The sequence below is a fragment of the Haloarcula sp. S1AR25-4 genome, from assembly GCF_031624555.1.
Classification (GTDB): Archaea; Halobacteriota; Halobacteria; order Halobacteriales; family Haloarculaceae; genus Haloarcula; species Haloarcula pellucida.
The window spans coordinates 1,256,189-1,271,529 of record NZ_JAMQOR010000001.1 but is presented as its reverse complement, the minus strand read 5'-3'; the positions used below and the strand labels follow the sequence as shown (position 1 = coordinate 1,271,529).

General features: G+C 67.9%; 12 protein-coding genes. 11 read left to right on the top strand and 1 reads right to left on the bottom strand.

The window, feature by feature from the left end:
- Window positions 1-31 precede the first annotated feature (31 nt).
- Window positions 32-2,332 carry a phosphoenolpyruvate synthase gene (gene ppsA, locus NDI85_RS06685; protein WP_188993537.1) on the top strand — a complete coding sequence of 767 codons (2,301 nt, stop codon included), beginning with the start codon at window positions 32-34 and terminating at the stop codon, window positions 2,330-2,332.
- A 240-nt stretch (window positions 2,333-2,572) separates the two neighbouring features.
- Here ppsA and hisS read toward each other — a convergent pair whose 3' ends face one another.
- Entirely contained in the window at window positions 2,573-3,883 is a 1,311-nt protein-coding gene (gene hisS / locus NDI85_RS06680; RefSeq protein WP_310915316.1) for a histidine--tRNA ligase, read from the bottom strand.
- A 187-nt stretch (window positions 3,884-4,070) separates the two neighbouring features.
- Here hisS and NDI85_RS06675 point away from each other — a divergent pair, with 187 nt between their 5' ends.
- The 10 genes from NDI85_RS06675 to metG all read left to right on the top strand — a co-directional run bounded on the left by NDI85_RS06675 (window position 4,071) and on the right by metG (window position 15,323).
- On the top strand, window positions 4,071-4,571 hold the full coding sequence (locus tag NDI85_RS06675; RefSeq protein ID WP_310915315.1) for a plastocyanin/azurin family copper-binding protein: 501 nt from the start codon (window positions 4,071-4,073) through the stop codon (window positions 4,569-4,571).
- Window positions 4,572-4,574: 3 nt separating this feature from the next.
- Window positions 4,575-6,548 (top strand): TAT-dependent nitrous-oxide reductase, encoded by a 1,974-nt coding sequence (gene nosZ, locus NDI85_RS06670; RefSeq protein WP_310915314.1) that lies wholly within the window; start codon window positions 4,575-4,577, stop codon window positions 6,546-6,548.
- Window positions 6,549-6,576: 28 nt separating this feature from the next.
- Entirely contained in the window at window positions 6,577-7,329 is a 753-nt protein-coding gene (locus tag NDI85_RS06665) for a hypothetical protein (RefSeq protein WP_310915313.1), read from the top strand.
- 2 nt (window positions 7,330-7,331) lie between these two features.
- Window positions 7,332-8,708 (top strand): nitrous oxide reductase family maturation protein NosD, encoded by a 1,377-nt coding sequence (gene nosD / locus NDI85_RS06660; protein WP_188993546.1) that lies wholly within the window; start codon window positions 7,332-7,334, stop codon window positions 8,706-8,708.
- Window positions 8,695-9,663, top strand: coding sequence for an ABC transporter ATP-binding protein (locus NDI85_RS06655; RefSeq protein WP_310915312.1), 969 nt, complete (start codon window positions 8,695-8,697; stop codon window positions 9,661-9,663). The genes nosD and NDI85_RS06655 overlap by 14 nt, the downstream gene beginning before the upstream one ends.
- Before the next feature lie 41 nt (window positions 9,664-9,704).
- Window positions 9,705-10,562 carry an ABC transporter permease gene (locus NDI85_RS06650; RefSeq protein ID WP_396275518.1) on the top strand — a complete coding sequence of 286 codons (858 nt, stop codon included), beginning with the start codon at window positions 9,705-9,707 and terminating at the stop codon, window positions 10,560-10,562.
- Between the two features lie 69 nt (window positions 10,563-10,631).
- Window positions 10,632-11,684: a tyrosine decarboxylase MfnA gene (mfnA, locus tag NDI85_RS06645; protein WP_310915310.1), complete on the top strand. Its 1,053-nt coding sequence runs from the start codon at window positions 10,632-10,634 to the stop codon at window positions 11,682-11,684.
- A 107-nt stretch (window positions 11,685-11,791) separates the two neighbouring features.
- A complete protein-coding gene (locus tag NDI85_RS06640) occupies window positions 11,792-12,373 on the top strand; it encodes a YqaA family protein (protein ID WP_188993554.1) in 582 nt (193 codons plus the stop codon).
- Between the two features lie 65 nt (window positions 12,374-12,438).
- A complete protein-coding gene (locus NDI85_RS06635; protein ID WP_188993556.1) occupies window positions 12,439-13,119 on the top strand; it encodes a LiaF transmembrane domain-containing protein in 681 nt (226 codons plus the stop codon).
- A 65-nt stretch (window positions 13,120-13,184) separates the two neighbouring features.
- The gene (gene metG, locus NDI85_RS06630) at window positions 13,185-15,323 is read left to right on the top strand and encodes a methionine--tRNA ligase (RefSeq protein WP_310915309.1); all 2,139 of its coding nucleotides are present in this window, start codon (window positions 13,185-13,187) and stop codon (window positions 15,321-15,323) included.
- Window positions 15,324-15,341 lie beyond the last annotated feature (18 nt).

Sequence of the window (15,341 nt, the reverse complement as noted above, 5' to 3'; positions counted from 1 at the left end):
AACAGTCGTTCATGAACCAGCACATGAGTCAATGCCTACATTGTGGCTCGACGAAATCGGTGCCGACGACCTAGCGCGGGTCGGCGGCAAGGCGGCGTCTCTCGGAGAACTGACCGCGGCGGGACTACCCGTCCCGTCGGCGTTCGTCGTCACCGCCGACACGTACCGGTCGTTCATCGAAGCAACCGGTATCGACGACGAGTTGTTCTCGGTGGTCGACGTCGACAGTGACGACTCGCACGCCCTCGCGGAGGCGGCCGAGCAAGCACAGGAACTCATCCTCGAAACCGACGCGCCGGAATCGGTTCGGGAGGACCTGCTCGCGGCCTACGACGAGATGGGTGACGAGGACGTGGCGGTGCGGTCCTCGGCGACGGCCGAGGACCTCCCCGACGCCTCCTTTGCCGGCCAACAGGACACCTACCTCAACGTCTCCCGGGCGGACCTCCTCCGGCGCGTCAAGGAGTGCTGGGCGTCGCTGTTCACCCAGCGGGCGATCTACTACCGCAACGAGCAGGGGTTCGACCACGACGTGGTGGACATCGCCGTCGTCGTCCAGCAGATGGTCGACGCCGAGAAGTCCGGCGTCATGTTCACGAGTCACCCCTCGACCGGCGCGGACACGGCCATCCTCGAAGCCGCGTGGGGCCTCGGCGAAGCGGTCGTCTCCGGCGCCGTCTCGCCGGACAACTACGTCGTCGACCGCGCGACCGAGGAGATAGAGGAGGTCACCGTCGCCGACAAGAAGGTGATGTGCGTCCGCGGCGAGGACGGCGAGACGGTCGAGCGGTCGGTTCCCGAGGAGAAGCGAAACGAACGCGTCCTCTCGCCCGAGGAGATCCACCGCCTCGTCGAGGTCGGCGACCGCGTCGAGGACCACTACGGCACCCCACAGGACGTGGAGTGGGCCATCTACGAGGGCGAGGTGTACGTCCTCCAGTCCCGGCCGATAACGACCATCGACGAGGGCGTCGACGCCGGGACGTCCGGCGAGAGTTCCGAGAGCACCGGCGTCGCCGACGGCGGGTCGATGCAGAGCCAGTCCGACGACGTGCGGCTATCCGGTATCGGGTCCAGCCCCGGAAAGGTGACCGGCGAGGTCCGCATCGTGACGAAACTGGACAACCTCGATAAGGTCGAGGAGGGCGACATCATCGTCACGGAGATGACCACGCCGGACATGGTGCCCGCGATGAAACGCGCCGCCGGCATCGTCACGGACCAAGGGGGGATGACGAGCCACGCGGCCATCGTCTCCCGCGAACTCGGCGTCCCCGCCGTCGTCGGGGCCGACGACGCCACCGAACGACTCCGAGACGGCCAGATAGTCACCATCGACGGCGACATGGGGACCGTCGAACAGGGGACCGAGATAGACGAGGCCGACGACGAGCAGTCGGAACTGGCCACGCCCGAGGTCGACCAGCAACACTCGCCGGTCAAGCCCATGACCGGTACCGAGGTGAAGGTCAACGTCTCGATTCCGGAGGCCGCGGAGCGGGCCGCCGCGACGGGTGCCGACGGCGTCGGGTTGCTCCGCATCGAGCACATGATCCTCTCGACGGACAAGACGCCGGCCCGCTACGTCGAGGACCACGGCGAACGGGCCTACATCGAGGAGATCGTCGAAGGGGTACGGAGCGTCGCCGAGGCGTTCTACCCGCGGCCGGTACGCGTACGCACGCTCGATGCCCCCTCCGACGAGTTCCGGCAGTTACAGGGCGGCGAGGACGAACCCAGCGAGCACAACCCGATGCTCGGCTACCGCGGTATCCGGCGCTCGCTGGACCGCCCCGGCGAGTTCAAACTCGAACTCCGGGCGTTCGAGCGCCTCTACGAACTCGGCTACGACAACGTCGAGTTGATGCTGCCACTGGTCACCGACGCCGAGGACGTCCTCCGTGCGAAGTCGCTGATGCGGGAGGTCGGTATCGACCCCGAGAAGCGCGACTGGGGCGTGATGGTCGAGACGCCCGCCAGCGCGCTGTGCATCGAGGACCTGTGTGAGACGGGACTCGACTTCGTCTCCTTCGGGACGAACGACCTCACCCAGTACACGCTCGCCGTCGACCGCAACAACGGCAACGTCGCCGACCGCTTCGACGAACTCCACCCCGCCGTGCTGGACCTGATGGGACAGGTCATCGGTACCTGCCGCGACTACGACGTGGCCACGAGCATCTGCGGGCAGGCCGCCTCGAAACCGGAGATGGTCCAGTTCCTCGTCGACGAGGGCGTCACCTCCATCTCCGCGAACATCGACGCCGTTCGCGACGTCCAGCACGAGGTCAAGCGGGTCGAACAGCGCCTCCTGCTCGAATCGGTTCGCTGACAGCAGCGTCGACGGACACCAGATTTTTGCGGTTCGCGTCGTCCGACGGGTATGTCACGGCCATCCACGGCGGAGGCCAAGAGCATCAGCGAGGGCGTCTCTTACATCCCGTTCGGCATCCCGGGGCGCGTGGCGGCTTCGCCGCCACGTTAGACGAGGTCGGTGACACCGACCTCGCGTTCGACGGGCACGTCCGCGGATTCCGACGGGGAGTACGGTGTTGCTCGCTGGTGCGGTGGCTCACTCGTCCGCGAAGTCCTGGAAGGTGGGGCGGTCGTACTCGCCGGGGAACTCGTCGACGGGGACGGCTACCTGTTCGCCTTCGTCCATCTCTTTGAGCGTCACCTCGTCGTTCGCGAGGTCCTGTTCGCCGACGATGACCACCGTCTCGGCGTTTATCTCGTCGGCGTAGCCCATCTGCGCGCCGAACGAGCGGCCGGCGACGTCCGTCTCGACGACGTGGCCCTTCTCGCGCAGGTCGCGCGTGATCCGGGCGGCCGTCGCCCGCGTCTCGCCCACCTGCAGGACGTAGTAGTCCGTCGACAGTCCTTCCTCGGGCCAGACACCGGCCCGCTGACAGAGGAGTTGCAGCGTCGCGTGACCCGGCGCGAACCCGACGGCTGGGGTCGGTTGGCCGCCGAACCCTTCGATGAGGTCGTCGTAGCGGCCGCCGCCGAACACCGACCGGGAGACCTCGCCCGTCGAGTCGAAGCACTCGAAGACGACGCCCGTGTAGTAGTCCAGTCCCCGAGCGGTCGTCAGCGACAGCGTGAGGTGGTCTCGCACCCCGAAGTCCGCCGCGGCGTCGAGGACGGCCCGGAGGTTCTGGGTGGCCTCGGCGACGGCCTCGGAGCCGGTGATGTCGGCCAGCGAGTCCAGTTCGTCGGCCTCGACCTGAAGCATCTCGTCGAAGGAGTCCGCTTGCCCGTAGCTCAGACCGGCCTCGACGAGCGCATCGAGGTACGCCTCGCGGTCGACTTTCGCGCGCTTGTCGACGGCGCGGATGGCCTCGCGGGTGTCCACCTCGGCGTCGAAGGAGTCGAGCAGGCCGGCGAGGATGTCGCGATGGGAGACCCGAATCTGGAAGTCCTCGTCCGTGAGACCGAGGTCGGTGAGCATGTCGACGGCGACGGCCAGCACCTCGGCGTCGGCGGCGGGGTCAGAGGAGCCGAAGATGTCGACGTTGGTCTGGTAGAACTCGCGGAAGCGGCCCTGCTGGACCTGTTCGTAGCGCCAGAACGGGCGTGTCGAGACCCACTTGACCGGTTTCGAGAGGGCCTGTTGCTTCTCGACGAACATCCGGGCGACGGTCGGGGTGAGTTCCGGCGTCAGCGCGACGCTGCGGCCGCCCTTGTCTTCGAAGCTGTACAGTTCCTCGACGATCTCCTCGCCGCTCTTGTCCGTGTACATCTCCGTCGGTTCGAGCGCGGGCGTCCCGATCTCCCGGAAGCCGTAGCGCTTGGCCACGTCCTCGATGGTGTCCATGGCCCACCGGCGCGCCGCCATCTCCTCGGGATAGAAGTCGCGAAAACCCTTGACGCGGTCGTACATACACCCGCGTACAGGCAGGGCGCGCTTGAACCTGTCCGTTCCTGACGAGGGGACCGACGGTCTCTGGACGGCGTGGCAAGTCGGGGGGTGGTGACCGCAACGAACGTGTTCGGGGACGGCCCCGACGCTCGGGAACGCGGTTTTCCTTATATGTGGTTCCTGCCGGGAGGTGGTGGTGTGAGCTACCATGACTTCGCGTAGAACGTTCGTGCGTGGACTTGCGGTGACGGCCGTCGGCGCGTCGCTCGCCGGGTGCTCTTCCGGCGGCGGGTCCAGCGGCGGCGACTCCGACACCACGGAGTCGACCGGCGACGACGGCGGCAGCGGCGACGGCGGCAGCGGCGACGAGTGGACCCAGACCAGTACCGTGGAGATGACCGACGAACTGGCCTACGAACCCAAGCAGATACAGGTCGAAGCCGGGACGACGATCACCTTCGAGAACGTCGGCAGCATCGGGCACACGGTGACGGCCTACGAGGACAAGATTCCCGACGGGGCCGACTACTTCGCTTCGGGCGAGTTCGACTCCGAGCAGGCGGCGAAAGACGGCTACGGTGAGAGTCAGGGCGGCAACGTCCCTGCGGGCGAGAGCTACGAGGTCACGCTGGAGACGACCGGTACCTACGAGTACTACTGCATCCCTCACGAGATGAACGGGATGGTCGGGTCCATCAAGGTGGTGTGAGTTATGCACGACGACACTGCCGAGGTCCGCGACCCGACGGACGTCGTCGACGAGTACGAGGAGGCCCTCGACAGCGTCCTCTCGGACGTCGACGCGCCCGAGCCGGACGATGACGGGGGCGTCTCGCTTGGCCTCCCCGGCCTCTCGCTCAACCGCCGGGACTTCGTGAAGGCTGGCGTGGCGGCCGGCGCGATGGGAGCCGTCGCCGGCTGTTCCAGCCTCAACGGCGGCGGTGGCGGGCAGGCGACCGAGTCCGGCGGTGGCGGGGTCGACCACTCCGTCGCGCCCGGCGAACACGACGAGTACTACGGCTTCTGGTCGGGCGGTCACTCCGGGGAACTCCGGGTCATCGGTATCCCCTCGATGCGGGAACTGACCCGCATCCCGGTGTTCAACACCGACTGTGCGAGCGGCTACGGCTACACCGACGATACGAAGCAACTGCTCGAGGACAGCGGTGGCTACTCGTGGGGTGACAACCACCACCCGAACCTCTCGGAGACCGACGGCGACTACGACGGCGAGTACCTCTACGTCAACGACAAGGCCAACGGGCGCATCGCCCGGGTGAACCTGACGTACTTCGAGACGGACGCCATCACGGACGTCCCGAACATGCAGGCCATCCACGGCTGTACGGTGCTGTCGCCGGACACGAAGTACGTCTTCGGCAACGGGGAGTTCCGCGCGCCGCTCCCGAACGACGGGCGCGACCTCGACGATCCCGATAGCTACACGGCGCTGTTTGCCGCCGTCGACCCCGAGTCGATGGAGACCCAGTGGCAGGTCAAGGTCGACGGCAACCTCGACATCAACGACTCGGGTAAGAAGGGGCGGTGGGTCATCGCCTCCGCGTACAACAGCGAGGAGGCCACCTCCATCCAGGGGATGACCCGCGACGACCGCGACGACGTGAAGGCCTTCGACATCCCCGCCATCGAGCAGGCCGTCGAGAACGGCAACTACGAGGAGGTCAACGGCATCCCCATCGTCGACGGCACGAAGGAGAGCCCGCTCAATCAGGGCGACCGGCCGATAGTGAAGTACATCCCGACGCCGAAGAGCCCCCACTGCGTCGAGGTCGAACCGAACGGCGACTACGCGATGGTCGCCGGGAAGCTCTCGCCGACGGTCACCATCATCGACCTCAACAAACTGCCGGAGGTCGAGGATCCCGCCGACGCGGTCGTCGGCCGACCCCGCGTGGGCCTCGGGCCGCTGCATACGACCTTCGACGGCAACGGCCACGCCTACACGTCGCTGTTCATCGACTCTCAGGCGGTCAAGTGGGACATCGAGGCGGCCGTCGAGGCCGAGGAGGGCTCCGAGGAGCCGATCATCGAGCGCCAGGACGTCCACTACAACCCCGGCCACATTCAGGCGCTCGAGGCGATGACGACCGACCCCGACGGGGAGTGGCTCGTGAGCTTGAACAAGCTCTCGAAGGACCGCTTCCTCCCGGTCGGCCCCATCATGCCCGACAACGACCAGCTCATCCACATCGGGCAGGGCGAAAAGGAGATGGAACTGGTCGCCGACCACCCGGCCTACCCCGAACCCCACGACTGTGTCTTCGCTCACAAGGACAAGATAGACGCCAAGAAGGTGTACGACCCCGAGGACTACGAGGAGACGTACATCACCGAGGAAGCCTCCGGCGTCGAACGCACCGGCGAGAACAGCGTCCACGTCAAGATGACGACCAAGCGCTCGGAGTACGGCCTCCCCGACTTCACCGTTCAGGAGGGCGACGAGGTCCGCCTGACGACGACCAACATCGAGGGCATCCAGGACATCATCCACGGCGTCGCCATCCCCGAACACGACATCAACTACGCCGTGGCGCCACAGGACACGCGCGAGGTCACGTTCACCGCTGACGAACCCGGGGTGTACTGGATCTACTGTACGTTCTTCTGTAGCGCCCTGCACCTGGAGATGCGCAGCAGGATGCTCGTCGAACCGACCGAGGGGTGAGCGACCCCGATCACGGAGGTGACTAGCCATGCAACGACCCACCCTCGACGACTTTCGTGAGGTCCGGCGCGGCCTGCCGGTCGTAGCGGCGGTGCTGTTCGTCGCCGCGCTGGCGTTCCCGATGTGGCGCATCAGCGTCCAGGCGGTCCAGTACCCCAACACGGTGTTGCACGTTCAGCTCTACGCCTACCCGCATCTCACCGGCGACTTCACCGAGATGGCCCGGCTGAACCACTACATCGGGTTCTACTACCCCGACCCGGTGTTCGTCGAGCCGAACTTCCCGGTTCAGGAGCGGGCCATCGACGTGCCGGAGTGGTCGCTGGGGCCGGTCGCCTTCGTGGCCGTCTCGCTGCTGTCGGTGTTCGTCGCCGTCGCCCCCACGACCGAGAAGCTAAAGCGGGGGCTTACCTACCAGTTCGTCGGTACCGTCGCCGTCTTCGGCGTGCTGGTCGCGGACATCCAGTACCGCCTCTGGCAGGCCGGCCACACGCTCGACCCCGACGCGCCCGTGATGGGCGTCAGCGGGTTCACGCCGCCGCTGTGGGGTCGTTACAGCGTCGCCAACATCACCAGCGTCTCCCGGTTCGGGCCGGGCGCGTACATGGCGATGGTCGCCGTTTTCCTGTTGGCCGTGGCGTTGTTCTACCGCGACGAACCGGTGACGGTCCGTGAACTGCCGGGCCGGGTCCGTAGACGCGTCGAGCGACTCCTCGACCGGGGGACCGGGGCCGAGGAGCCGACCGGACCGACGACCGACGCCGACACGGGGGACCGCTGACGATGCCACGGGAGCGTCTCGAACGGGCCTTCGCGCTCGCGACGGCCGTACTGGTGGTCCTGTCGGTGCTCACCGTCGCCGCGAGCGGGAGCAAGCAGCCGGCCGGGGACCTCGCGTTCGACCCCGAGGTGCCCGACACCGACGGGTTCACCGCGCCGACGACCGACGGGACGGCGACGGTCGACGGGGAGACCTACGAGAGCCTGCAGGCCGCGGTCGACGCCGCCGACCGGGGCGAGACCGTCCGCCTCGACGGGCGGTTCGACGAGACGGTCGTCGTCGACACGCCGAACGTCACGCTCGCGGGCAGCGGTGCCGGCACGGCGCTGCTAGACGGCCGTGGCGAGGGGACGGTGCTGGCCGTCGAAGCGTCCGGCGTGACCGTGCGGGACCTCTGGGTGCGCAACAGCGGCTACAGCGCCGCCGACAACGACGCCGCCATCTACGTCAACGCAAGCGGGGTGACGGTTCGGGACAGTCGCGTGACGGCGATGACCTTCGGCATCTGGCTCAACGACGCCAGCGACGCTCGCATCCTCGACAACACCGTCGTCGGCCGCGAGGCGGTGACGCCACTCACCGCCCGAGGCAACGGCGTCCAGATATGGAAGTCCGAGGACGTCGTCGTCCGGGGCAACCACATCACGACGGTCCGGGACGGCATCTACTACAACTGGGCGAAAGACGTCGTCGCGGCGAACAACACGATGTGGGACCTCCGCTACGGGGTCCACTACATGTACTCCGACGACTGCGTGCTGCGGAACAACACCGCCTTCGACAACGACGCGGGCTACGCGCTGATGGTCTCGAAGCACCTCGAAATCGTCGGCAACGTCGCGGTCAACAACACCGGTCAGTCCGGCCACGGCATCCTCGTCAAGAGCATCGACGCGACGGAGATACGCGGGAACCACCTCGTCGGCAACGAGAACGGGCTGTTCGTCTACAACTCCGTCAGCAACGAGATAGCGGACAACCTCGTCGTGGGCAACGACGTGGGCGTCCACATCTCCGCCGGCAGCACCGAAGAGACCGTCTACGGCAACAGTTTCGTCAGGAACGACCGGGCCGTCCTGGCGGTGCTGTCCGAGCAGGTGTACTGGAACGAGAGTCAGGGCAACTACTGGTCGGGCGCGACCCCGACCGACGTCGACGACGACGGCGTCAGCGACACCCGGTACCAGCCCGCCGGCGCCGTCCAGCAACTGACCGCGAGACAGCCCGCGACGCGGGTGTTCGCCAGCAGCCCGGCCTTTGACGCCGTCAGGCTGGCCCAGTCGTCGGTCCCGGTCGTCGAGTCGCCCGGGGTCGTCGACGCCCGCCCGCTAACCGAGCCGCCACACGAGAACTGGAGGACGTACTATGAGCGTGATTGACATCGACGACGTATCGAAGGCCTACGGGGAGGTACAGGCCCTCGACGGGCTCTCGCTGTCCGTCGACCGGGGCACCACCCTCGGCGTGTTCGGCACCAACGGTGCCGGCAAGACGACGCTGTTCAAACTGCTGGCCGGGCTGAACCGGCCCGATTCCGGCGAGGTGACGGTCGCCGGCGGCGACCCGACCGAGACGGCCGTCCGCGGGCGGGTCCGGTATCTCCCGGAGGACGCCGGCTTCCCACCGAACCTCACCGGCCGGGAGATACTCCGCTTTCACGCGCGGGTCCGGTCGACGCCGGCCGAGCGCCGCGAGCACCACGTCGAACGGGTGCTGGACACGGTTGGGCTAACCACCGCTGCCGACCGGCGGGTGGGCGGCTACTCCAACGGGATGAACCGCCGGCTCGGACTCGGTACGGCGCTGGTCGGCCGCCCGGAGATACTCGTCCTCGACGAGCCGACCGCCGGGCTGGACCCGGAGGGCATCCGGGCGTTCCACGAGGTCATCGAATCCCTCTCGAACGAGACGGACGTGACCATCGTCTTCGCCTCCCACGCGCTCTCGGAGATAGAGCGCCTCTGTACGGACGCCGCCGTCGTCGTCGACGGCGACGTGGCAGTCGCGGGGCCGGTCGAGTCGCTCCGCTGTGCCGCCGGCGACGCGGTGACCGTCCGGTTGACGCTGTCGACCCTGACGGCCGCCGAGGACGCGGCCAGTCATCTCCGGCGGCAGGGCGCGACGGGGTCGGTCACCCGGGCCGGTACGGTCGTCGAGGCCGACTGTCTGCCAGCCGCCGCCTACGACCTCGTCTGCGGATTGGGGCCGGACTACGACGTCGAGCGGTTCGCGGTCCGCGAGCCGGGGCTGGAGGCGGCCTTTCACGAGGCCGTCGACGCGGCGCCGCCGGCGTCGCTCGACGACAGCGGCCAGTCGGGCGGTGAGACCGCGTGACCCCCGCCGAGGACGGCCCGGACACGTCGGCGGACGGCGGCGTGGCCACGGCACCGGCCTCGGGGGTCGCTGCCGGGTCCGTTTCGGGGGCCGGACTGGCCGACAGCCCCGTCCTCGCCATCGCGAGTCGCGAGTACCGACTGGCCGTCAGGAGCCGCTGGGCCGCCGGGGTGGCGCTACTCTTTGCCCTGTTCTCCGGGGCGGTGGTCCAGTTCGGGGCGACTGCTGTGGGGCCGGGCCGGTTCGGCGCCGTGGTCGCGACCATCGCCGAACTCGGGGTCTATCTGGTCCCGCTCGCGGCGCTGGCGATGGGGTACGACGCCGTCGTCGGCGCCCACGAGCGGGGGTCGCTCGAACTGCTGTTCGCGCTCCCGGTGTCGAAGGCTCGCGTCGTCGCGGGCGTCTACCTCGGCCGTGCGGGCGTGCTAGCCGGTGCGATGCTGCTGGGCTTTCTCCCGGGCGCTCTGCTCACGCTGTGGTACGTCGGCGTCGCCGGCATCGGCACCTACGCGGCCACCGCGCTTGCGGCCGTTCTGACCGCGTGGGCGATGCTCGGGGTCGCCGTGTTGCTGTCGACGGTCGCCGCCGAGAAGACCCATGCGCTCGGGGCCGCGCTGGCGGTCTGGCTCTGGGTGGCGCTGTTGCACGACCTCGTCGCGCTCGGTGCCGTCGCCGGGCTGGACCTCGGCGGGCGGGCCGTCGCCGCCGCGGTCCTGCTCAACCCCGTCGACTGCTTCCGCGTGCTGGCGCTGGCACAGGTCGACGTCGTCGCCGGCGGGTTCGGGAGCGTGCTGGCGGCGGCCGGCCTCTCGACGCCGACCGTCGCCGGCGCGCTGGTGGCGTGGGTGGCCGTTCCCGTCGGCGTCGCGGCCCGACTCGTCCGTCGCCGTCGGCTGTAGGGCGACAGGGGAGGCGGGACACGGCCGAGCAAAACGGCTAAATCGCTCGCCCCCATGCCTACCGATAGAATGCTTCAGCGGGCCGAGCCACAGGAGTTCGACCGGATCCTCTCTTCGATGTGTACCGTCCCACACCCCGCGGCCCGCGACGCGGCCGAGCGCTTTCTCGCGACCAACCCCGGCGACCCCGGCACCTACGAGACGGTCTCCGGACTCGAAACCGAGGCCGTCGACTACCTCGGCGAGGTAACGGGACTCGACGACCCGTCAGGCTACGTCGCCTCCGGCGGGACGGAGGCCAACGTTCAGGCCGTTCGCATCGCCCGCAACCGCGCCGACACCGACGACCCGAACGTCGTTGCCCCCGTCCACGCGCACTTTTCGTTCACCAAAGCCGCGGACGTCCTCGACGTGGAGTTGCGGACGGCACCGGCCGAGGACTACCGCGTGAATCTGGCGGCGATGGCCGAACTGATAGACGAGGACACCGTCTGCGTGGTGGGGGTCGCCGGGTCGACGGAGTACGGCTACGTCGACGCCATCCCCACTATCGCCGAGTTGGCCCACGACGCCGATGCGCTGTGTCACGTCGACGCCGCGTGGGGCGGGTTCTACCTCCCGTTTACCGACCACGACTGGCACTTCGGGCACGCCGACGTGGACACGATGACAATCGACCCACACAAGGTCGGGCAGGCGGCGGTGCCCGCCGGCGGGTTGCTCGCCCGAGACGAGGCACTACTGGACGAGTTGGCCGTCGAGACGCCTTACCTCGAATCGACGAGTCAGTTGACGCTGACGGGGACGCGATCGGGTGCCGGCGTCGCCTCGGCCGTCGCGGCGATGGAGTCGCTGTGGCCCGTGGGCTACCGCGAGCAGTACGAGCGCTCGATGGAGAACGCTCGCTGGCTCGCCGACCAGTTGCGCGCCCGGGGCCACGACGTCGTCGACGTGGAACTCCCCCTCGTCGCCGCCGACCTCTCGGTGCCGATGACCGACGAACTCCGTGAGCGCGGCTGGCGCGTCTCGAAGACGGGCGCCGGCGAGATGCGGGTCGTCTGTATGCCCCACGTCACCCGGTCGATGCTTCGCTCGTTCGTGGCGGACTTAGACTGGTACTGAGAGTGTCACTCGTCGGGACCGCCTTCTATCGGTGTCGCAATCTCACTACCCATGTCTCCGGAGCGCACATACCAAGCTTTAGGACCCCGTATGGGTAATCGGCGAGTGTGGATTCGGTAGTCCCGCTTCCGATGCTGATTGCGTTAGTCGGCGAGTGTTCGACAAGCTCTGCCCTTTCTCCTCTAGAGGGGGCCGTCTGCACCGCGACCGGCCCGACGGGGCTCGGCATAATCGCCGTCTACTCGTTCCTCATCGCCTTCGTGCTCCCACTGCCGAGCGAGGTGGTCCTCGTCCCGGCCGAGACGCTCCGGCTCGGCTTCTCGACGACGGGGAACCTCGCGGCCATCATCGTCGTCAGCGCGTTCGGCAAGGCCGTCGGGAGCCTCTTTGCCTTCCACATCGGACAGGAGGCCAAGGAGTACGGGCCGCTCGTCCGGTGGATTCAGCGCTCGCGGTTCGACATCATCGCGTGGTCGGAGAAGAACACCATCAAACTCGCACAGCGCTACGGCTACGTCGGCCTCGCGCTGGCACTGTGTGTGCCGTTTTTCCCCGATACGCTCTCTATCTACGCCTTCACCGTGTTAGAGGAGGATTATCTCCGCTTCGGTGCGGCGACGTTCGCCGGCAGCGCCGGCCGCCTGCTCGTCACGCTGGGGCTGGCCGGCGGGACGCTCGCGTTGCTCTGAGTGTCGCGGTTCCGTGTCACGACCCGTCACTCTCCCTTTATCGCCTCCGGGGTCGAATCTCTAGCATGGAGTACAGAACCCCCTCCCCTCAGACCCTCGTCGGGGTACTCGTCGTCCTCGTCGGGGCGGTCCTGCTGGGCCAGACCACCGGCCTCTACCCGTCGGTGAACCTCCTGCGGTTCGTCCCCTCCCTGTTCGTCTTCGTCGGCCTGTACGCGCTGGTGACGAGCGGACTCCGCAACGTTACGGGCCCTCTCGTGGTCGTCCTCCTCGCCGGAGCGTGGCAGGCGGTCGCGCTCGGCTACCTCGTGTGGGGTGACGTTTGGCAGTTCTGGCCGCTCGTCGTCGTCCTCTTCGGCGTGTCTCTCTTGCTCGGTCAGTTCAGAACCCGAGCGCGCGAGACGACGGCGGGGACGGTGACTGGCCTCGCCGTCTTTGGCGGGAGCGAACAGCGGTCGGCCTCGCAGGCGTTCCGGGGCGCGGACCTCACGGCCATCTTCGGGGGCGCCGAACTGGACCTCCGCGACGCCGCGATTCCCGAGGGCGAGACGGCGACAATCAACGCCACGGCCATCTTCGGCGGCGTCGAAGTCGTCGTCCCACGGGAGTGGAACGTCCGGATGGACGTCCTGCCGATTCTCGGGGCCGCCGCCGACGAGCGGACCCGGTCGCCGGAGGAACACGAGGCGGTGGACCTCGTGGTCACCGGCCTCGCGAGTTTCGGTGGCGTCAGCGTGACTAGCTGACTCGGCGGGCCGTTCCGGCGCGCCAAACCAACCCCCTTTTGACCCGCGGGCGGTACACGACAGGTATGAGCCACGACGAGTTCCCGACGGACCAGCCAGCGGTGGTGACCTGTGGGCTGCCGTACGCGAACGGCGACCTGCACGTCGGTCACCTGCGGACCTACGTCGACGGCGACGCGCTCTCGCGCGCCCTGCGACGTCTCGGCCAGCAGACCGCCTTCGTCTGCGGGTCGGACATGCACGGCACGCCCGTCGCCGTCAACGCCGCCGAGGAGGGCGTCGAACCCCGCGAGTTCGCCCTGCAGTATCACGAGACGTACGCCGAGACGTTCCCCCAGTTCAACGTCGAGTTCGACAACTACGGCCACACGGACGACGAGACCAACACCGAACTCACCCAGAAGTTCGTCCGCTCGTGGATAGCCAACGGCCACGTCCACGAGAAGGAGATTCAGGTCGCGTGGGACACCGAGGAGGACCAACCGCTCCCCGACCGCTTCGTCGAGGGCACCTGTCCGTACTGCGGCGAACAGGCCCGCGGCGACGAGTGCGACGAGGGGTGTCAGCGCCACCTCGAACCCGGCGAAATCGAGGACCCGGTCAGCACCATCACCGGCAACCCCGCCGAGTACCGCGCCCGCGAACACAAGTTCCTCCGTCTGGCGGACTTCCAGGAGTACTTACAGGGCTTCCTCGACCGCGTCGAGGGCACGGACAACGCGCAGAACCAGCCCCGCGAGTGGATCGAGGGCGAACTGCAGGACCTCTGTATCACGCGGGACATGGACTGGGGCATCGATTATCCTGCCAAAGACGCTGACGACCCCGAGGACCTCGTGCTGTACGTCTGGGTCGACGCCCCCATCGAGTACGTCGCCTCGACGAAGCAGTACTCCGAGCGCGTCGGCAAAGAGGCGTACGACTGGGAGCTGGTCTGGAAGGTCGACGGCGAGGCCCAGCACGGCACCCAGTGGGACGACGAGTGGAGCGAGGACAGCGGGGAGATAATCCACGTCATCGGGCGCGACATCATCCAGCATCACGCCGTCTTCTGGCCCGCCATGCTGCGGGGCGCGGGCTACAACGAGCCACGAACCATCCTCGCCACCGGGTTCGTCGGCATCGACGGCAACGCGCTCTCGACGTCCCGGAACCGCGCGGTGTGGGCAGACGAGTACTTAGACGCCGGCTTCCACCCCGACCTGTTCCGGTACTACATCGCCACCGGCGCGGGCTTAGAGACCGACGTGGACTTCTCGTGGGACCGCTTCCAGGAGCGCGTCAACGGCGAACTCGTCGGCAACGTCGGCAACTTCATCTACCGCTCGCTGCTGTTCGCCGAGCGCAACTACGACGGCACGCCCGACGTCAGCGTCAGCGACGACGTGCGCGACCGTATCGAGGACGCGCTGGACGACTTCGCGGCCACCGTGCGCGACTACGACGTGCGGACGCTCGCCGACGTGGCTATCGACCTCTCGAACTACGGCAACGAGTACATCCAGCGCAACGAACCGTGGAACCTCGTGGACGACGACCCCGACCGCGCACAGCAGGTCATCCGCGACTGCGTGCAGTTGACGAAGGCCGTCGCCGTCGTCATGCAACCGGTCCTGCCGGGCAAGGCCGAACGCCTCTGGGGGCAGTTGGGCGAGGAGGGCTCCGTCGCGGACGTCTCGCTCGACACCGCGCTGGAGGCCCCGCCGGCCGAGTTCGACGCTCCCGACGAACTGTTCGAACAGGTCGAGGACGACCACATCGAGGAGTTGAACGACGAACTGCAGGCCCGCATCGAGGAAGCCAGCGAGGACGACGAGAGTGAGGACGCGGACGACGCGGGCGAGGACGACGAGGCTGCGGCCGCCGACCTCGAACCGCTCGTCGAAGAGCGCATCGGCTTCGAGGACTTCGAGGGGGTCGACATGCGCGTCGGCGAGATCGTCAGCGCCGAACCGGTCGACGGTGCGGACAAACTCCTCAAACTCGAGGTCGACATCGGCCACGAGGTTCGACAGGTCGTCGCCGGCCTCGCCAAGCTCCACGATGTCGAGGAGTTGCCGGGCACCCGGGTCATCCTGCTCGCCAACATGGAGAAGGCCGAACTGTTCGGCATCGAGTCCAACGGGATGGTACTCGCCGCGGGCGAGGAGGCCGACCTGCTGACCACCCACGAGGACGCGCCGCTCGGCACGCGCGTTCAGTAACGCGCTCTCCGTCCCTTT

What these genes read in the sequence shown, in the direction of transcription:
- nosD (WP_188993546.1), top strand. Translation starts at nt 7,332, where the DNA reads ATGCCACGGGAGCGTCTCGAACGGGCCTTCGCGCTCGCGACGGCCGTA.
- NDI85_RS06635 (WP_188993556.1), top strand. Translation starts at nt 12,439, where the DNA reads ATGGAGTACAGAACCCCCTCCCCTCAGACCCTCGTCGGGGTACTCGTC.
- mfnA (WP_310915310.1), top strand. Translation starts at nt 10,632, where the DNA reads ATGCTTCAGCGGGCCGAGCCACAGGAGTTCGACCGGATCCTCTCTTCG.
- nosZ (WP_310915314.1), top strand. Translation starts at nt 4,575, where the DNA reads ATGCACGACGACACTGCCGAGGTCCGCGACCCGACGGACGTCGTCGAC.
- NDI85_RS06675 (WP_310915315.1), top strand. Translation starts at nt 4,071, where the DNA reads ATGACTTCGCGTAGAACGTTCGTGCGTGGACTTGCGGTGACGGCCGTC.
- NDI85_RS06665 (WP_310915313.1), top strand. Translation starts at nt 6,577, where the DNA reads ATGCAACGACCCACCCTCGACGACTTTCGTGAGGTCCGGCGCGGCCTG.
- ppsA (WP_188993537.1), top strand. Translation starts at nt 32, where the DNA reads ATGCCTACATTGTGGCTCGACGAAATCGGTGCCGACGACCTAGCGCGG.
- NDI85_RS06655 (WP_310915312.1), top strand. Translation starts at nt 8,695, where the DNA reads ATGAGCGTGATTGACATCGACGACGTATCGAAGGCCTACGGGGAGGTA.
- hisS (WP_310915316.1), bottom strand. Translation starts at nt 3,883, where the DNA reads ATGTACGACCGCGTCAAGGGTTTTCGCGACTTCTATCCCGAGGAGATG.
- metG (WP_310915309.1), top strand. Translation starts at nt 13,185, where the DNA reads ATGAGCCACGACGAGTTCCCGACGGACCAGCCAGCGGTGGTGACCTGT.